16 protein-coding genes are annotated in these 18286 nt (G+C 73.7%); 9 read left to right on the top strand and 7 right to left on the bottom strand.

Going from position 1 to position 18286, the window contains the following annotated elements; translation table 11 throughout:
* The first annotated feature begins 17 nt into the window (after positions 1-17).
* Both EDF21_RS14480 and EDF21_RS14475 read left to right on the top strand, forming a co-directional pair.
* Positions 18-617: a TetR/AcrR family transcriptional regulator gene (locus tag EDF21_RS14480; protein ID WP_056048284.1), complete on the top strand. Its 600-nt coding sequence runs from the start codon at positions 18-20 to the stop codon at positions 615-617.
* Positions 618-685: 68 nt separating this feature from the next.
* Positions 686-2086 carry an NtaA/DmoA family FMN-dependent monooxygenase gene (locus EDF21_RS14475; RefSeq protein WP_123571833.1) on the top strand — a complete coding sequence of 467 codons (1401 nt, stop codon included), beginning with the start codon at positions 686-688 and terminating at the stop codon, positions 2084-2086.
* 103 nt (positions 2087-2189) lie between these two features.
* Here EDF21_RS14475 and EDF21_RS14470 read toward each other — a convergent pair whose 3' ends face one another.
* Positions 2190-2927, bottom strand: a complete 738-nt coding sequence (locus EDF21_RS14470) for an HAD family hydrolase (protein WP_158612930.1) — start codon at positions 2925-2927, stop codon at positions 2190-2192.
* A 142-nt stretch (positions 2928-3069) separates the two neighbouring features.
* Here EDF21_RS14470 and EDF21_RS14465 point away from each other — a divergent pair, with 142 nt between their 5' ends.
* The 3 genes from EDF21_RS14465 to EDF21_RS14455 all read left to right on the top strand — a co-directional run bounded on the left by EDF21_RS14465 (position 3070) and on the right by EDF21_RS14455 (position 4599).
* Positions 3070-3786, top strand: a complete 717-nt coding sequence (locus EDF21_RS14465) for a general stress protein (RefSeq protein ID WP_233568522.1) — start codon at positions 3070-3072, stop codon at positions 3784-3786.
* A gap of 127 nt (positions 3787-3913) precedes the next feature.
* The gene (locus EDF21_RS14460) at positions 3914-4153 is read left to right on the top strand and encodes a hypothetical protein (RefSeq protein ID WP_123571831.1); all 240 of its coding nucleotides are present in this window, start codon (positions 3914-3916) and stop codon (positions 4151-4153) included.
* Complete coding sequence (locus EDF21_RS14455; protein WP_056048272.1) at positions 4150-4599, top strand: MarR family winged helix-turn-helix transcriptional regulator; 450 nt, start codon at positions 4150-4152, stop codon at positions 4597-4599. The genes EDF21_RS14460 and EDF21_RS14455 overlap by 4 nt, the downstream gene beginning before the upstream one ends.
* Before the next feature lie 21 nt (positions 4600-4620).
* Here the strand turns inward: EDF21_RS14455 and EDF21_RS14450 are convergent, their stop codons facing one another.
* Positions 4621-4932, bottom strand: a complete 312-nt coding sequence (locus EDF21_RS14450; protein WP_123571830.1) for a hypothetical protein — start codon at positions 4930-4932, stop codon at positions 4621-4623.
* Positions 4933-5112: 180 nt separating this feature from the next.
* The gene (locus tag EDF21_RS14445) at positions 5113-5847 is read right to left on the bottom strand and encodes a FadR/GntR family transcriptional regulator (RefSeq protein WP_158612929.1); all 735 of its coding nucleotides are present in this window, start codon (positions 5845-5847) and stop codon (positions 5113-5115) included.
* Positions 5848-6059: 212 nt separating this feature from the next.
* Between EDF21_RS14445 and EDF21_RS14440 the strand changes: the two genes are divergently transcribed.
* The 3 genes from EDF21_RS14440 (at position 6060) to EDF21_RS14430 (ending at position 9456) form a co-directional block, all read left to right on the top strand.
* Complete coding sequence (locus tag EDF21_RS14440; protein WP_123571828.1) at positions 6060-7451, top strand: GntP family permease; 1392 nt, start codon at positions 6060-6062, stop codon at positions 7449-7451.
* On the top strand, positions 7451-8044 hold the full coding sequence (locus EDF21_RS14435) for a gluconokinase (RefSeq protein WP_123571827.1): 594 nt from the start codon (positions 7451-7453) through the stop codon (positions 8042-8044). Before EDF21_RS14440 ends, EDF21_RS14435 begins: the two co-directional genes overlap by 1 nt.
* 209 nt (positions 8045-8253) lie before the next feature.
* Positions 8254-9456, top strand: coding sequence for an alcohol dehydrogenase catalytic domain-containing protein (locus tag EDF21_RS14430; RefSeq protein ID WP_158612928.1), 1203 nt, complete (start codon positions 8254-8256; stop codon positions 9454-9456).
* A gap of 93 nt (positions 9457-9549) precedes the next feature.
* Here the strand turns inward: EDF21_RS14430 and EDF21_RS14425 are convergent, their stop codons facing one another.
* From EDF21_RS14425 to EDF21_RS14415, 3 genes are all read right to left on the bottom strand, one after another.
* The gene (locus EDF21_RS14425) at positions 9550-10089 is read right to left on the bottom strand and encodes a GNAT family N-acetyltransferase (RefSeq protein ID WP_199736388.1); all 540 of its coding nucleotides are present in this window, start codon (positions 10087-10089) and stop codon (positions 9550-9552) included.
* A 144-nt stretch (positions 10090-10233) separates the two neighbouring features.
* The gene (locus tag EDF21_RS14420) at positions 10234-15318 is read right to left on the bottom strand and encodes a glycoside hydrolase family 3 N-terminal domain-containing protein (protein WP_123571825.1); all 5085 of its coding nucleotides are present in this window, start codon (positions 15316-15318) and stop codon (positions 10234-10236) included.
* Between the two features lie 241 nt (positions 15319-15559).
* The gene (locus tag EDF21_RS14415; protein ID WP_123571824.1) at positions 15560-16057 is read right to left on the bottom strand and encodes a DUF4188 domain-containing protein; all 498 of its coding nucleotides are present in this window, start codon (positions 16055-16057) and stop codon (positions 15560-15562) included.
* 73 nt (positions 16058-16130) lie between these two features.
* Here EDF21_RS14415 and EDF21_RS14410 point away from each other — a divergent pair, with 73 nt between their 5' ends.
* Entirely contained in the window at positions 16131-16739 is a 609-nt protein-coding gene (locus EDF21_RS14410) for a MerR family transcriptional regulator (RefSeq protein ID WP_123571823.1), read from the top strand.
* 65 nt (positions 16740-16804) lie between these two features.
* Here EDF21_RS14410 and EDF21_RS14405 read toward each other — a convergent pair whose 3' ends face one another.
* Entirely contained in the window at positions 16805-18238 is a 1434-nt protein-coding gene (locus EDF21_RS14405; RefSeq protein WP_123571822.1) for an MFS transporter, read from the bottom strand.
* Positions 18239-18286 lie beyond the last annotated feature (48 nt).

Here is an 18286-nt window from a genome sequence, read left to right as displayed (position 1 = left end):
ACGTTAGTTTCGGGGTCATGGCCACGCGTGAGTCGTCCGACAAGAGGGCCGAACTGCTCGAGCGCGTCGTCGACCACGTGCTCGAGAACGGCGTCGGCCAGCTCACCCTGCGCGCCCTCGCGACGGCGGTCGGCTCGAACAACCGCATGCTGCTGTACTACTTCGGCAGCCGCGAAGAACTGGTCGTCACGGCGCTGCACGGGGCCGAACGGCGGTTCCCGGGCATCGTGGGGGTCGTGGACCACCTGGCCGGGCCGGACCTGCCCCTCGACCAGCGCCTCCTCGCCGTCTGGCGGACGGTGTCCGATCCCGTCAACCAGCCCTTCAACCGCCTGTTCTTCGAGGTGTTCGGCCTCGCGAGCTTCGATCGCGAGCGCTACGCCTCGCTGCTCGGCGACATCGGCTCCGAGTGGGTGGGTCAGGTGGCGGCCGCGTACCGCGCCGAGGGCGTCGAGGAGGCGCGGGCCGAGTCGCTCGCGCACGAGACGGTCGCGCTCTGGCGCGGTCTCCAGGCGACGCTGCTCAGCGCCGGGGCGAGCGCGGCCGTCGACCGCGCGGCCGTCGACGCGACCGCGGCGCTCGTCGCCCGCGTCCGCGCCGCCGCCGTCCCCGCCTGAGGGGAGTCCCGTGTTAAGACCTTGTTTCGGGGCTGGACTCTGGGTGAACCATCCGGTTCACTGACGGCATGAAGCAGATCCGTCTCGGTGTGTTCGAAGTCGCCGGCCCCCAGGTCGGCGGCACCCTCAGCTGGTCCCACCCGCGCAGCGACTCGCTCGGCTACCACGGGCTCGACCTGTGGATCGGCATGGCGAAGCTGCTCGACGCGGCCGGCTTCGACTTCCTGTTCTTCGCCGACGGGTTCGGCTACCCGTCGGTCGACGGCGACCTGCCCGAGACCGCGGCGCGCGGCGGCATCAACTTCCCCGGCATGGACCCGGCCCTGCTGATCCCGACCCTGGCCCGCGAGACCGAACGCCTCGGCTTCGTCGTCACCTCGTCGACCGGCCTCGACCACCCCGTGCAGTCGGCCCGCCGCTTCGCCACGCTCGACCACCTGACGGGCGGCCGCATCGGCTGGAACATCGTCACGGGCGCCTCGCAGAACACCGTCGCCGAGCTGTTCGGCCACGACCAGATGCGCGGTCACGACGCCCGCTACGACCAGGCCGACGAGTACGTCGACCTCGCGATGACGCTCTGGGAGGGCTGCTGGGAGGACGGCGCGTTCCGCGGTGACGCCGAGGCGGGCGTCCTCGCCGACCGAGACCGCATCCACCGGGTCGAGTTCGCCGGCGAGCACTTCCGGTCGTCCGGCTACTTCACGGTCGCCCCGTCGCCGCAGCGGACCCCCGTCCTGTTCCAGGCCGGCACGTCCGACCGGGGGCGCGCCTACGCCGCGCGCAACGCCGAGTGCGTCTTCGTGCAGGGCACGACGGTGCCGAAGACGGCCGCGAACGTCGCCGACATCCGCGCGAAGGCGGCCGCCCTCGGCCGCGACCCCGAGTCGGTCAAGATCATGGTCGGGCTCACCGTCACGGTGGCCCCGACCCACGACGAGGCCGTCGCGCTGCGGAAGGAGTTCGACGACCTGCAGACCGACGAGGTCGTCGCCGTCCTCTATGCGGGCAACACGGGCATCGACCTGCTCTCGCTCGACCCGTCCCGCGACCTGACGCAGCTGCAGGACGACGGAGGCCCCGTCGGGCAGATGGGTCAGAGCAACATCGACCGGTTCCTGCCGAAGGACGGTTCGCCGGCCCCGACCGTGCGCGAGATCCTCGACGACCTGCGAGGCAAGGGCACCCGGGGGCTCCAGCTGGTCGGCGACCCCGCGGAGGTCGCGGACGAGCTCGAGCGGCTCGTCGACGAGACCGACCTCGACGGATTCCTGATCGAGCCGATCTTCGGCACGGCCGACCTGGCCGACTTCGCCGACCTCGTCGTGCCCGAACTGCGTCGCCGCGGCCGGATGCCGGCCGAGCCGGCCACGGGCACGCTGCGGGAGCAGATGCTCGGCCGTCCCGGCGCACACCTCTCGGCCGACCACCCGGGTGCCCGCTTCGCGGTGGTGCCGGCGACGGTCTGACGCCGCCGCCGACGCCGACGGGTGGTGCGCCTCCCCGGGGACCGTGTCCCGGCGGCGCGGGCGGCTCAGGGCGTACGGCTGGTCCGGGGAGGCGCGGCTCGGCTCAGGAGGCGCGTCCCGCCCAGGCGCGGATCGCCGGGTACAGCTCGGGCAGCGTCCCCGCGCGATGCGTCGGCCGGGCGTCCGCGGAGGGGAACCGCTCGACCAACGCGGTCGGCGAACCCTGGGCGGCGGCCGGTTCGAGGTCGTTCGGCCAGATGTCGCCCACGCTGAGCAGACGGTCGGGGCGGTCCTCGAGACCCGCCTCGGCGCGGAGCCGGTCGAGCACGGCGGGCAGCCCGGATGGTTTGCGCGCGTCGGTGACGATCTCGTCGACGCGGTCGGCGAGGCCCAGTCGTTCGAGGGGCTGGACGACGCCGTGCTCGGGGGAGTTCGTCACGAGCACGACGTGCACGCCGTCGGGCAGCGAGTCGAGCAGCTCGGCGAGCCCGTCCGGCGCCTCGATCTCGAGGCGCCCGTCCGCGAGGGCCGCCCGGGCCCCGGCGTAGGCGGCCGAGCGGGCCGCGTCGGCGACGCCGAGGGCACGTGAGACCCGCTCGGCGACGACGTACCCGTCGGGCGACCCGTCGGCCTCGGCCAGGGCGGCGTCGACCCCGGCGGGTTCGTCGGCGAGCGGGCTGCCGACGAACCGGGCCAGCACCGCTTCGACCAGCCGGGGTGGATGCCGCTCGTCGATCGCCGCGAGGGCCTCGTCCAGGAGGCGCGCGTAGGTCAGGACGGCGCCGTCGCCCAGGCAGACGGTCCCGTCGAAGTCGAGCACGAGGACGTGGGTGGTGGTCATCCGTCGATCCTGCCCCACGTGACCGACACCCGAGCGTGGGAGGGGCCGTGGTGCGGCCGATGGGTCTGGGAGCGGGCCAAGGAATGCTGTGGGCCGTCTGTGCATTCCCTCCGCGTTGACGCGGGCGCGATAGAACGGGAGCATGAGCAACGAGCAGGACACCACGCCCACCCCCGACGACCGCCCCCGCCCCGCGTACGGCGAGTACGCACCGCAGTCCGCCGGACAGCAGCCGGCAGGCGACCAGGGTCAGCAGGCCGGGCAGGCCCCGGGCCCGTCGGGCACCGTGCCGGGTCAGGGCGACCAGTCGGGTGCGCCGTACGGCCAGCCCGGCTACGGCCAGCCCGGGCCGCAGACCACCCCGACGACGGGCACCCCGGGCCCCGGCGGCATCGGCGCCTTCGCGGGTGCGGGTTACCCCCAGGTGCTCGCCTCGTTCACGAAGTACGAGGACGCCCAGTCGGCCGTCGACCTCTTGTCGGACGAGGGCTTCCCCGTCGAGAGCGTGTCGATCGTCGGGCACGACATCCGGACCGTCGAGAACGTGTCGGGTCGGTTGACCTCGGGCAAGGCCGCGGGACGCGGCGCCGGTGGCGGAGCGTGGTTCGGCCTGCTGCTCGGCTTGCTCTTCGGCATCTTCGCCCCGTCGGGTGCCTGGATCGGCGTGCTGCTCGTCGCCGTCGGCCTCGGTGCGCTGTGGGGAGCGCTGTGGGGCTTCGTCGGCCACAAGATGCTGCGTGGTCGTCGCGACTTCTCGTCGGTCCGCACCATGGAGGCCGGTCGGTACGAGGTGCTGGTCCGTGGCGAACTCGCCGCCCGGGCGCACCAGACGCTGGCGCAGGGTCGCAAGGTCGCCTGAGCGACGCCACCGCGCCTCCTCGGCTCCGCCGTTCCGCGCCCGCCCCGTTCGTCGGGGCGGGCGCGGTCGTGTCTCCACCGGCCGCAACCCTGTCGTTGGGGCACCAATCATTGGTAGACTCACCATCATGACGAGACCCGAGCGGCACCACGACCACGGCAGCAGGTTCGGCGACCTGGTCGAGCGCATGAACGCCCGACTGCGTCCCTACATCGGCGGCGCGCAGCTGGGGTTGAAGAACGAGGCGCCGGCGGTGGCCCCCCAGCACGGTGGCGTCTGCCCGCTCTGCGGCGCGCCGATGGACGAGCACGTCGTCGACCGCACGGGCGTCCGCACCATGGTGCACTGCCCGGCGCCGCGGGCATGAGCGCCGCCGGCGCCGATCCGCTCGAACTCGAGAGCCAGATCTGCTTCGCGCTCTCGGTCGCCTCGCGGGGCGTCGTGGCGGCCTACCGTCCGGTGCTCGAGCCGCTCGGGCTGACGCACCCGCAGTACCTCGTCATGCTGGCCCTCTGGCAGCACGCACCGCTGTCGGGTCGTGAGCTCAGCCGTCTGCTGCGGCTCGACCCGGGCACGCTCAGTCCGCTGCTCAAGCGGCTCGAGGCCCAGGGCATGCTCACCCGAGCGCGCCGGGCCGACGACGAGCGCGCGCTGTCGATCGAGCTGACCCCGGCCGGTGCCGCGTCGAGGCGTGAGGCCGAGAGCATCCCCGCCCGCATGATGGCGCGGCTCGGGGTGACGCCCGACGAGCTCGTCGTGCTGCACCGCACGATGACGAAGCTCATCGCGGCCGCCGACGCCGAGGGGGACTGACCCCCCTCGCCCCGCCGTGCCTCAGCGCAGCGGCGCGGGGACGCTCGCCGAGCGCGACCACACGACGTCGACGGTGCGCCCGAGGACGCGGGTCGCGATCTCGCCCGCCAGCGCCTCGCGGAAGTGCGACGCGGCCCGCTCGTCCGAGACCACGACGTCGACCCGCAGACCCGAGAGCTCGTCGGTCACCAGGGCGGGACCGTCGGCGAAGCGCACGAGGTACTGGTGGTCCGTGACGGGGACGTTCTCGTAGTGGTCGCGGAGGCTCTTCTCGAGCAGGCGGACCGAGTGGATTCCGTCCTTCGGCTTGACGAGGGCGCTGAGCGAGATCATGCGTCGATGCTCCACCCCGGGGGCGACCGGTGCGTGAACGGGACGTGACGGGCGCCTGTGCGTCCACCGCGCCTCCTCGGTGGGTCGGCCGTACGCGCCGACCGCACGGCCGGGACCGGGCGGGAGGCTGTGGCCGAGCAACGGCCACGGCCGGGCGGGCGGGCGGGCGGTCGGGGCTGATCAGGCGGCGGGGGAGCCGCCCGACTCGGCCACGAACTCGTCGACGGTCGTGTCGATCAGCCGCCACGAGCGGGAGAAGGCCTCGTCGGCGTCGCCGGCCCGGATCGCGAGGGCGAGGTCGAGGTGCAGTCCGGCCGCCGCGGGCGTGTACTCGGTGATGGTGAAGCGGCGTTCTTCGGTCCGGGTGCGCAGCAGGGCCTCGACGGTCGACGCGAAGTGGCCGATGACGTCGTTGCCCGAGCCGCGCAGCACGGCGGTGTGGAACGCGACGTCGGCCTCGAGGTAGGCGCGGCCGTCACCGGACGCGGCGGCGGAGACCATGGTGCGGGCGGCGTCCTCGACGGAGGAGGCCTGGTCGGCGGTGAAGGCGAGCGCGCTCAGTCGGGCCGCGACCGGCTCGAGCCCGAGCCGCAGCTCGAGCAGTTCGCGCATCTGGACGAAGTACTCGGGACTGCGGCCGCGCCAGAGGATGATCTGCGGGTTCATGAGGTCCCACGAGGTTCGAGGGAGCACCTGCGTGCCGATGCGCTGACGCGGCTCGACCATGCCGAGCGACTGCAGCACGCGCAGGGCCTCGCGCAGCACCGAGCGGGACACCGTGAAGCGGACGGCCAGGTCGTCGAGGTTCAGGATGGAGCCCACGGCCAGTCGACCGTCGACGATCTCGCTTCCGAGGACGTCGACCACCCGGGCGTGCAGGCCGCGTTCTCGTGATGCTGCGAGGCCGGGGGTCATCGACGACTCCTTGATCGAGGGGGGTGGGCAGGCAGGTGGCGGGGTGGTGCCGACTGTGGCACACTCCATAAGTCTGATTATTCACACTAATCAGATTCGTTCGTGGGACAAGACTGCCAGACATCCGTCCGGCGCCGACGGACGACAACCCCCCGGGCTCCGGCCCACGACGAAGAGGTCGCAGTGAAGCGTCCTCGGAAGGACGCGACGGAATGCACCTCCTCGCAGCGGCCACGGCCGCCCCCACGCCCTCGGGCACCGACGCGCAGTTGATCATCGCGGCCCTCGTGGGCATCGTCGTGATCGTCGGCCTCATCACCTGGCTCAAGGTCCACCCTTTCCTGGCGCTGCTGCTCGGCGCCGTCGGGGTCGGCATCGGCGCCGGCCTCGCCCCGGGCGACGCCGTCACGAGCTTCGGCACGGGCTTCGGATCGACCATGACGAGCGTCGGCATCCTGATCGGGCTCGGCGCGATGTTCGGCAAGCTGCTCAGCGACTCGGGCGGAGCGGACCGCATCGTCGACACCCTCATCTCGCGCTCGTCGCAGAAGGCGCTGCCCTGGGTGATGGCCCTGATCGGTGCGCTGATCGGCCTGCCGATGTTCTTCGAGGTCGGCCTCGTGCTGCTGATCCCCGTGATCGTGCTCGTCGCCCGCCGGTCGGGCCTGCCGCTCATGCGCATCGCGATCCCGGCGCTCGCCGGCCTCTCGGCGATGCACGCCCTCGTGCCCCCGCACCCCGGCCCGCTGCTCGCCGTCTCGACCGTGGGCGCCGACCTCGGCCTGACGCTCGGCCTCGGCGTGCTCGTCGCGATCCCCACCGTGATCGTCGCCGGCCCGCTGTTCTCGACGCTCGCCGCGAAGTGGGCGCCCGTGCCGGTGCCCGACCTCTTCGTCTCGAAGGAAGAGGACGGCGGCGAGGGCTCGGCCCGCAGGCGCCCGAGCTTCGTCAACGCCCTGATCGGCATCCTGTTGCCGGTCGTGCTCATGCTCGCCCGTTCGATCCGCGAGGCGGCGCTGCCCACGGCGACCGGCACCTGGGTCGACCTGCTCGAGTTCCTCGGGACCCCGATGGTCGCGCTGACCGTCGCCGTGCTCTACGCGATGGTCTTCTACGCCCGCGCCGGGGGCATGGACAAGGCCGCCGTGTCGAAGACGCTCGGTTCGTCGCTGCCCGACGTCGCCGGCATCCTGCTCATCGTCGGCGCCGGTGGCGGGTTCAAACAGGTCCTGATCGACACGGGCATCGGGACCGTGATCGGTGACGCGGTGTCGGAGTCGGGCGTGAGCGTCCTGCTCGTCGCCTGGGTGGTCGCGGCGCTCGTCCGCGTCGCCACCGGGTCGGCCACCGTCGCCACGGTCACGGCCGCCGGCATCATGGCCCCGCTCGCCGCCGACATGTCGACCCCCGAGGCGTCGTTGCTGGTGCTCGCCATCGGTGCGGGCTCGGTCTTCCTGTCGCACGTGAACGACGCCGGCTTCTGGCTGATCAAGGAGTACCTCGGCACCACGGTCGGCCAGAACTTCCGGACCTGGAGCCTGATGGAGTGCGTCCTCAGCCTCACGGCCCTCGCCGGGGTCATGCTCGCGAGCGTGTTCATCTGATGACCGTCCTCGAGAACGCGGACCGCGCCTCCTCGGCTGCCGCGCCGGATGCGGGAGGCGTGGTGCCGGCGGGCGGCCCGTACGCCGCCGACCCCGTGCTCGTCGTCATGGGCGTGTCGGGTTCGGGCAAGTCGACCGTCGCGGCCCTGCTCGCCGAGCGGCTCGGCTGGGACTCGTACGAGGGCGACGACCTGCATCCTGACGAGAACGTCGAGAAGATGGCGGCCGGCACCCCGCTCGACGACGACGACCGGGCACCCTGGCTCGACACGGTCTCGTCCTGGATCGTCGAACACGCCCTGGCGGGTGTGCCCGGCGTGATCACCTGCTCGGCGCTGAAACGGAAGTACCGCGACGTGCTTCGCGAGCACAACGTCGTCTTCGTCTACCTGCGCGGCAGCCGCGACCTGCTCGGCGACCGCATGGCCGCCCGCGAGGGCCACTTCATGCCGACCGCCCTGCTCGACTCGCAGGTCGCGACGCTCGAACCGCCCGAGGCCGACGAGCGGCACGTCGTGGTCGACGCCGGCCGGTCGCCCGAGGACGAGGCCGACGACGTGATCCGGGCGCTGGGGCTGACGCCGGTCGCCTGACCCGGGCCGCGCCTCCTGCGCCCGTGCCGGTGCCGTGACCGGGCCCGAGTGGGCAGGAGATGCTGGTCACGGGGTGGGGGACGGCATCTTCCGCCCACTCGACGGTGCCACGCGTTCACCGGGTGGACGCCCGCGGTTTGCCGGACCGCCACCCGCCCTGCCTAGGGTCGTGGCGTGCGCCGGAGGCCGGGTGCGAGGGGTGGGGGACGATGTCGAGGGCGACGCAGGCGGGGCGGCCGCGGGTCGACCCGATGCGTCCCGTGCTCGACGGCCACGACGTGTGCCTCGACCCGCCGGCGTCGGCGCAGGTCTGGCTCGGCACGGGGGTCGGAAGCGGACACGGCTTCAGCGAGATCGCCGTGCCCGGGGTGCGCCTCGCGCGCGGGGACGCCCTGGTCGCCGTCGAGCTCACGGCCGTCCGCCTCGACGTGGTGCGCTCCCTCGACGAGCGGGGGGCGGCGTGCCTGCCCGTGGTGCCGGGCGGCTCGGCGGTCGGGCAGGTCGTCGAGGCCGACGAGCACGCCCGCGCCCACGACGGCCGACGGCTGCGGCCCGGCATGCGCGTCGTCTGGTCCGGCACGGTGGCGTGCGGTCGGTGCGTCCCGTGTCATCGGGGTCTGACCTCGGCCTGCGTCTCGGGGGAGCGGTACGGCGAGGAGCGCACGCGGCGCAGCTGGCAGTTGTCCGGCACGGTCGCGAGCCACGTGCACCTGCGCCGGGGGACCACCGTGGTGGTCGTCGCCGACGACGTGCCCGCGGCCGTGCTCGCCCCGGTGGCGGGCGTGACCGCGACGGCCGCGGAGGTGCTGCACCGCGCCTCCTCGGTGCTCGGACTCTCGGGGGTGCCGTCACTCGCGGGCCAGGTCGTCGTCGTGTCGGGGGCGGGTGCCGTCGGACTGGTCGCGACGGCGATGGCCACGGACGCCGGGGCGCGCGTCGTGGTCGTCGACCCCGAGGAGGCGCGGCGCGAGCGGTCGCGCGCGTTCGGCGCCGTCGCCGTGGCCGACCCCGGGGCGGCGACCGGGCCGCGCGCCCTGTCTCGCGTGCTCGCCTCGGTCGACCGGTCGGGGCGTCACCGCACGGTGGGGCTCGCCTTCGACGGGGTCGCGGCGGCGTCGGCCCTGGTCGAGCAGGTGGCCGTCGGAGGAGTCGTGGTGCTGGCGGGGGCGGCAGCGCGCGGCGGGGAGGTCGGCGTGAGCGGTGCCCGGCTGGTCGAGGGGCTCGTCACGGTCGGCGGCGTGCGCGACGCGGAGCCGGAGCGGCTCGACTCGTCCGTGGCGTGGGCGACCGAGGCGTGGCGGCGGTGGCCGCTGGAGTCGCTCGTGGGCGGGACGATCCCGCTGGCGGAGGTGGGCACGGTGCTCGCCGCGGCGGACGCGGACGACCGCCTGGTCGGGGTCGAGCCCGGGTAGGCCACAGGGTGGGGCCCGTCGCGTCTCGCGTACCCCCTGTCTCGGCGGTCCGTCGCCCGGAGCGGCGTCGCCGGTGGCGTCAGGAGGCGCGGGTCAGGAGGCGCGGCTCAGGCGGTACAGCACGTGCGGCCGGAGCGCGTGGCCCCGCGGGAGGGCGGGGTGCTCGAAGTCGTCGGCGGGGTCGTGCGTCATGCCGAGGCGGCGCATCACGCGGCGGGACGGTTCGTTGGTCGCCGCCGTGAAGCTGACGAGGGCGGGCAGGTCGGCGCCGGACGGGTCGAACGCGAACCGGACGACCTCTCGGGCGGCCTCGGTGGCGACGCCCTGACCCCAGGCCTCACGGGCGAGTCGCCACCCGATCTCGACCTGCCCCACGAGCGCGGGGTCGAACGTGGGACGGGACAGCCCGACGAAGCCGACGAACGCGCCCGAGTCGCGACGCTCGACGGCCCACAGCCCGAAGCCGTCCGCCTCGATCGCGGCGTCGAGCCGGTCGACCAGGGCGTCGCTCTCGGCACGCGTGCGGGTCGAGGGGAAGTACCTCATCACCTCGGGGTCGGCGTTGAGGGCCGCGAACGGCGCACGGTCGGACTCGTGCCAGCGGCGCAGCAGCAGGCGGTCGGTGGTGAGCACCCCGTGACGCTAGCAGCGGCTGCGCTCAGGTGACGCAGCGCCGACGCGACGACGAACCCCGTTCCGAACGATGCACCCGGAAGAAGCGGGGTGCATCGTTCGAGACGGGGTTCGTGGGGGGAGGCGCGGTGCGGCGGGGGCGCGTCAGCCGCGGTCGCGAGGCCGACGCAGCCGCAGGGCGACCCCGAGCGCCACGATCAGGAACGCCGCGAGGGCGATGCCGATCCACTCGCCCGAGCCGGTCCAGGCGAGCCCGACCGGCGACGCCACGACGGTGCCGCCCGAGCCCGAGCCCGAGCCCGTGCCCGACCCGCCGCCACCCGGCGTGCCCGGCGTGCCCGTGCCCGGCGTCCCGCCACCCGGCGTCCCCGGGTCGCCCGGCACCGCCGCGGCGAGCACCGTCAGGGTGGCCCGGGCGATCTGTCCCGTCCCCTCGAGCTCGACGACGTGCGTCCCGGGTTCGAGGTCGGCCGGCACGACGAACCGCAGCACGCCGACCCCGGCCGCCGTGGCCGTCGTGGCACCGATCGACTGCGGCTCCGAGAACACGGTGCCCGCGAGGTCCTCCCCGGCGACGAACCCGGTCGCCGTGATCGACACCGTGTCGCCCGGGCGGGCGGTCGCGGGGTCGAGCGTGCCGGGCACGACGACCTTCGTCGGCTCGACGACGTCCAGGTCGATGCCGAGCACCGTCGCGAACCCGGCCAGCGCCACGTCCGGCAGACCGCGCTGCAGTGCGTTCTCGGCGTCGGCCGTCAGGGCCTCCGACCCGTCGACCGCCGTGCCGTCCACCATCGCCTGCTGGGCGAGGTCGCGGGCGACCGACACGAGGGTGTCCGCCGTGGACATCGCACCGAGGTCTGTCCCGCCGACCGGGGCGACGGCGGCGAGCAGGAGGCGCAGCGCGGCGGCGGCGTCCGTCACGGCACCGTCGCCGTCCCACACGTCGGCGTCGAGCACGGCCTGCACCGCCGCTCGGGAGGCGCCCTCGGGCAGGGAGGCGACCAGCGCCTCCAGACGCTCGCGGGCACCGTCGGTGCGCAGGCCCCAGCCGTACGGGTAGAGCGGCTCGTAGTCGGCGTCGCCCACGTTGATCGGCACCTGGTCGGCACGGGCCGCCCAGGTCACGGGCAGGCGCCCGGTGAACGGTCGGTCGCCGAACAGCACGTCGGCGACGCCCGCACCCTCGGAGCCCGGCAGCGACGACGCGACGACCGCGTCCGCGACGCTCACGACGTCGCCGAGCAGTTGCGGTCGGCCCGAGACCACGAGCACCACGCACGATGCGGCAGCGGCGCAGACCTCGTCGACGATCGCCTGGTCGGAGGCCGTCAGCGACAGGCTCGAGCCGTTGTTCGGCACGTCGCCCTGGCCCTCGGCGTATGGACGCTCGCCGACCACGACGACACCGGTCTGACCGGCGCCGATCGGTGCCGAGGCGTCGGGGCTGAGGGTGACCGAGGCGCCGGGAGCGACCTCACGGATGCCCTCGGCGATGCTCGTGCCCGTCGTCGTGTCGCCCGATCCGCCCTGCCAGCTGATCGTCCAGCCGCCCATCTGGCGGCCGAGGTCGTCCGCGCTGGAGCCGGCCACGTACAGGTCGGCGTCCGCGGCCAACGGCAGCGCGCCTCCGGCGTTCTTCAGCAGCACCTGCGACTCGCCGGCGGCCTGACGGGCGACGGCGCGGTTCTCGGCCGAGCCGACGCCGTCGACGTTGGTGCGGTCGGCGAACGGCTGCTCGAACAGGTTGAGGTCGAACTTCTGCGTGAGGATGCGACGCACGGCGTCGTCGACCCGCGACTCGGCCACGTCACCGGAGCGGACGGCCGCCACGATCGCGTCGATGAACGCGCCGTAGTTGTACGGCGCCATCGCCATGTCGAGCCCGGCGTTCACCGAGCGCACGGCCTTGTCGGCGTAGCTGCCGCCGGGCAGCTTGTCGATGCCCTCCCAGTCGCTGATCAGAAAGCCCTGGAACCCCAGGTCGCCCTTCAAAAGGTCGTCGTTCAGTGCCGCGTTCTCGTGCATGCGCACGGGCCCGTCGCCCAGGTCGACCGCCGAGTACGACGGCATGATCGTGCCCACGCCCGCCTCGAGTGCCGGCAGGTACGGGTCGACGTGCAGCCGGGTGAAGTCCTCGAGCGAGTCGGCGTGCGTGACGCCCTGGTCGATCGGGTACGCACCCGTGCCGGCCACGGATTCGTCGTAGCTCGTGCCGCCGTCTCCGGCCCAGTGCTTGGCCGTGGCCAGCACCTCGTCGGCGCCGCCGATGTCGGTCGGGTCCTCACCCTGCAGGCCGATCACCGACGGGGCGGCGAAGGTGCGCACCAGGTCGGGGTCCTCGCCGAACGACTCGTAGCTGCGGCCCCACCGCTCGTCGCGGGACACGCAGAGGCATGGGGCGAAGGTCCACGGCACGCCCGTCGCGCGCACCTCGGTCGCCGTGACCTCGGCGATCCGCTCGATGAGGGCCGGGTCGCGGGTCGCGCCGAGGCCGGTGTTGTGCGGGAAGATCGTCGCGCCCACCACGTTGCTGTGGCCGTGGACGGCGTCCACGCCGTAGACCATCGGGATCTGCAGGCGCGTCGACAGCGCCTCGCGCTGGTATGCGTCGACCATGTCGGCCCAGGCCACCGCGGTGTTGCCCTCGGGCACCGAGCCGCCACCGCTCAGCAGCGAGCCGAGAGCGCGCCCGCTGACGTCCTGCGGCGACGACAGGCCGAGCCGCTCGGCCTGCGCCATCTGGCCCACCTTCTCGTCGAGCGTCATGCGGCCGAGCAGGTCGGCGACGCGGTCGGCCGTCGGCAGCGACGGGTCGAGGTACGGCAGGTCGTGCGCGCCGATCACGACGCGCGGACCGTCACCGACCTTCGCCGTGGTCGAGGCCAGCGTGACCGCGAACTCCTTCGACTCGGCGGCCCCCGAGGAGGCGCGGGTCGACACGGTCACGGGTTGCGTCGTCCCCGAGGCGGTCCCCGCCGCGAAGGTCACGGTGCCCGAGGCCGCGTCGTAGTCGGTGCCCTCGACGGCCGTGCCGTCGGCGGTCGACCAGTCGACCGAAACGTCCGACGCCAACGGCTCGTCACCCGCCGTCGTCACGGTCAGCGGGATCTCGACCGAGCCGCCGGCGTCCACCAGGTAGACGTCCTGCGACGGGTCGACCGTGACGGACGCGGCGCTCGCCGGGGTGCCGTAGAGCTGCGTGTCGTCGAGGGCGTAGCCGACCGGGGCGGGCGTGCCCGGGGTGAAGGTGAACGAGTAGCCGAACGCGCTCGCCAGGTCGAGGGTGCCGTTCGTCGTCGCGGCGTCACCCGGCTGGTAGCCGGACGGCGTGAACGCCGAGAAGGGCAGCTCGACGAGCTTCCAGCGGCTGGTGCTGCTGCCCCAGTTGTCCTTGAAGGTCGTCGCCCACAGCTCGCTGGTCTCGGCGGTGTCGCCGCCGGCCGGGTCGCCGTCCTTGATCTCGACCTTGATGTCGGCGCCCGCCGTCGGGGAGGCCGGGTTGTTCGCCTGCGAGGCGTACCACCAGAAGCGCAGGCCCTGGTAGCTCGACCAGTCCTGGCTGTCGGCGAGGTTGTGGCTGAGGCCGCCGTAGCCGCCGGCCGGGATCGACGAGGTGCCGCTCAGCACGTGGTTGTCGGCGCGGCCGTCGCGCTCCTGCACGGTGACGTCGCGGCTGATGGTGGGCTCGAGCGGCGCGGGCGAACCCCAGGTGAAGAAGCCGAGCGGGTCGGCCGTCGTGCCGAGCGGGACGTCGCCCTCGAAGTCCTCGATCATCGTCGCGCGCTCGAAGAGGGCGACGTCGTCGACCTGCCAGGTGCCCGCGCCGAGGCCGGTCAGGGTCACGGCGAAGCCGGTCGACGCCGACGGGTCGAAGCGCAGGTCGCTGGACGGCTGGCCTTTCTGACGGAGGTCGGCGAACAGCACGCTGACCTGCTTCCAGTCCGCGCTGTCGTCGACGACGGTCTGCTCGAAGAGGGCGCCGTCGCCGTTCTTCAGCTCGTAGCGGAGGGGCAGGCCCGAGGCGGCGCCCTTGAACCAGAACGAGAAGCCGTCGTGGTCGCTCCAGTCCGTGGCGGGGACGTCGTGCGAGAAGCCGAACCAGCTCTCGGCGGTGGTCGGGCCGGCGACGGTGACGCGCAGGGCCTGGACGCCGGTCGCTCCCTCGCGCTGCGCCTCCCCGGTCTCGAGGGTCGGGGTGACGGCGGGGCTCTGGCCCCAGCCGAAGTAGCCGCTCGGCACGCCGCCCTCGAAGTCGTCGAGCACCGTGGTCGCGCCGACGTTCGGCAGGGTGCCCGTCGGGGTGAGCGCGACGGTGAGCGTGGCCCGCGTGCCGACGACCGTCGGGTCGCTCGGCTCGGACGCGGTCAGCTCGATCGACCTGCGGGGCGTGAGGGCGCCCGTCGAGGTCGTGACGAGGTCCACGGAGGCGCTGGTCTCGCCGGGCGCGAAGGTGACGGTCTCGTCGAGCGCCGTGTAGTCGGTGCCCGCCACCGCCGTGCCGCCGGTGGAGCGCACCCGGACGGTGACCGGCTCGTCGCTCGGACCGGTCAGGCTGAGGCCCGCGGTCAGGGTCTGGCCGGCCGCGACGGTCGCGGTCGACCGGTCGAAGGTGACCGAGCGCGTCTCGGCCTCACCGAAGACCTGCAGGCCGAAGGCCGAGTAGCCGTAGAAGTGGGGGCGCGCCGGGTCCCAGGTCGCGGCCGAGCGGTGCAGCATGCTGACGCGCACGTAGCGGGCCTCGGTGGGCGTCGACAGGGTCACGTCGTCGCGGCCGCCGTCGCTCGCGACGGTCTGCGCGGTGGTCCAGCTCGCGGGCAGGGTCGGGTCGCCCGACGTGACGTCGACCGTGTAGTCGGTCGCGTACGAGGCCTCCCAGTCGAGGCCGATCGCGTCGACGCGGGCGGTGCCGCCGAGGTCGACGATCACCGACGCGGTGAACTCGACGTCCTCGTCGGGCCCGTTGCCGCTCGCCCAGCGGGTCGCCGGATCGCCGTCGATCAGGGCCTCGGCGGGGAACGTGCCGTCGCCGTCGGCCTGGCTCGCCGAGGCGGTCACCGTGCCGAAGCGGGCGAGGTCGACCGGTGCGGCCTGCGCGGCGATCGCGGGCAGGCCGCTGAGCAGCAGCGCCGCGGCGGCGGTCCCGGCGGCGAGCGCGAGACCGCGGCGCGGACGGCGCGGGGCTCGCGACCGAGGGGTCGAGGAGGAGCGGGCAGGGGCAGCGGACACGATTACTCCCTTGTAATCACGGCTGTCTCACGACAGAGCTGGAGCCACCCCCGAACGAGGGCGGCTCACGTCTGGCTCATCGTAGGGTCACAGGCGACTCGAGGGCAATGGGGCCCGTGGGGGCTTGACGCGACCGGCCGACAACGCACCGCGTCCCGTGCACGGCACCTCGTCTCGCCCGGGTGCGGTGCACGACACGCGGTGCGGTGACGGACGCGGCGCGGCGGGGCGGCACGCGGCGTCAGGCCGACGCGGCGCCGGGGGTCCGGCCGCTCGCGGCCCGGGCCCGCGCGGTGTCGCTGCGCGGACCGACCGGCACCGACCTGGTCGCCCGGGCCAGCCCCGACGGTGCCATGCCGACGTACATGCTCTCGGCGCGCTCGACCACGAAGGTCTCGTGCCAGATGCCGACGGCCCCCGGGGCCGTGCGTGCCCGACGGTTGAACGCCGTCCAGGCCGGCCGGTGCGCCTGCTGCGGCGAGCTGGCAAAGGCGTAGAGCTTCTCGAGCGAGGTCCAGTACTGCACGAGCACCGGCCCGCCGCGTCCGAGCGTCAGCCTCATGCCCGCGAGCCCGCTCTCGGGATCACGGAACAACTCGGTGAGCATCGGTCCCATCGCCGCGAACACCGGCCCCCACTGGTCGGGCCGCCACCAGCGGTTGACGGTCATGCCGATCAGGAAGACGACGAGTTCGCCGTCGTGCTCGTGCGTGGTGCGGCCCGGGTTGACTCTCGACATGATGTCTCCTTAGATGGATAGTGGCGCTCTCCAATATTGGAGAGTCGCGCTATCCAATGTCAAGGGGCAGTCCGTGCGCATCTCCCAGCTCGCCGAGACGACCGGGGTGCCGGTCGCCACGATCAAGTACTACCTGCGCGAGGGGCTGCTGCCCGAGGGCGAGCGCACCAGCGCCACGCAGGCCCGGTACGGCGACGACCACGTGCGCCGGCTGCGGCTCGTCCGGGCGTTGCTCGGCGCGGGCGGGCTCAGCGTCGCCGGCGCGCGCGCCGTCCTCGGGCAGCTCGACGGTGAGCACGAGACGGTCGCCGAGGTGCTCGGCGTCGCCCAGTCGGCCGTCACGACGACGGCCCCCGAGGGCGTCGACCTCTCGCGGGCCGAAGCGCTCGTGGCCGGGTGGGGGTGGACGATCGATCCGGGGTCGGCCGACGTGCTCGCCGCCCTCGAGGTCGCGGTCGACGGACTCGAGGCCGCGGGGTTCGAGCTGCCCGACGGGACGCTCGACGGCTACGCGCGGTCGATGGCCGAGGTCGCCGAGGCCGAGATCGCGGGCATCCCGGTCGATTCGGTGGACGCCGCGGTGCAGTACGTCGTGCTCGGCACCGTGTTGGTCGAGCCGCTCCTGCTCGCCCTGCGCCGCCTGGCCCAGCAGGACGCGTCCTGGCGCCGCTTCGGGGCCTGACGACGCGCCTCCTGCTGGTCGCGTGCGGCTGGTCGCGTCCGGCTGGTCGCCTCGCGCCGGCGCCCTCAGGAGGCGCGGGTGCGGTCGCGCAGACCGACGAACGACACCAGGGCGCTCACCCCGAGCAGCACGGCGACCACGATCACGACGCGATGGAACCCGCCGACCGTGAGCGCGCCTCCGGCGATGACTCCGAGGAACGCGACCGCGACGAGCCCCGCCACGCGCGAGATCGCGTTGTTGACGGCGGAGGCGATGCCCGACTGGCCGGCCGGGATCTGCGACAGCACCGTCGAGGTGAGCGGAGCCACGGTCACCGACAGGCCGAAGCCGAACAGGACCACGCCGGGCACGACCTGCCACCAGACGTCGATCGGATCGGCGACCAGCAGCATCCAGAGGAATCCGCTCGCCGTGATCAGCGGCCCGACCGTCATGAACGGGCGCGGGCCGTGGGTGGCGGCGAGCGTGCCGAACAGGGTCGAGAACAGCAGCGACACGATCGTCGTCGGCAGGGTGACGAGCCCGGCCAGGGTCGCCGTCAGACCCGCCAGCTCCTGCACCACCAGGGGGATGGTCAGGGTGCCGAGGCTGAGGGCCGCGTAGATGCCGACGGTGGCCAGGTTGCCGACGGTGAAGGTGCGGGTCCGGAACAGCGTCAGCGGCATCATCGGAGCGGGTGAGCGGCGCTCCCACCAGACGAAGGCGGCCAGCGCGGCGAGGCCGACCACGAGCGGCGTGACGACGAACCAGGTGCCGAACCCGACCCGCTGCCCCTCGATGAGCGCGAAGACCGGTCCGGCGAGGCCCACCGCGGCCAGCACGGCGCCCACGACGTCGACCCGCGGGGGAGCACCGTCGCGCCCCCGGTGGGCGTCGCCGGGCAACCGGGTCATCAGCACGAGGGTGAGGACGACGGGCACGACGACGACGGCGAAGACCCAGCGCCAGCCGAGCGTGTCGACGAGCGCGCCCCCGGTCAGCGGACCGATCAGGAACGCGACGCCGGTCCATGCCGTCCAGCTGCCGATGGCCTTGCCCTGAGCGGGGCCGCTGAAGGTCGAGGTGATGAGGGCGAGGCTGCTCGGCACGAGGAGGGCCGCGGTCACGCCCTGCAGGGCCCGGGCGGCGATCAGCAGGCCCGGGTCGGGGGCGAGGGCGGCGAGCACGCTCGTCACGGCGAAGCCGATCAGGCCCGCGCGCAGCACCCGCACCCGGCCGAACGTGTCGCTGAGCGAGCCGGCCACGAGCATGAGCGACCCGAGCGTCAGCAGGTAGGCGTCGACCACCCACTGCTGCAGGGCGAGGCCCGCGCCGTCGTCGGCCGTCGCGCCGCCTCCCGTCCCGGCGCCGAGTTCGCGGGCGATCGCGGGCAGCGCCACGGTGACGATCGAGCCGTCGAGGAACGCCACGAACGAGGCCAGCACGGCGACCACGAGGACGACCCGCCTGCCGCGCAGGGTCGCGGCGTCGCTCGCGGCCGGGGGAGGTGTGCTCATGCTGCACTCAACACCCGACGGGCGCCGATCGATGCCCCGTCGTCCGAC

The sequence above is a fragment of the Frigoribacterium sp. PhB118 genome, from assembly GCF_003751725.1.
GTDB lineage: Bacteria > Actinomycetota > Actinomycetes > Actinomycetales > Microbacteriaceae > Frigoribacterium.
The sequence above is the reverse complement of the archived record's forward strand: the minus strand, read 5'-3'. Positions and strand labels throughout refer to the sequence as shown.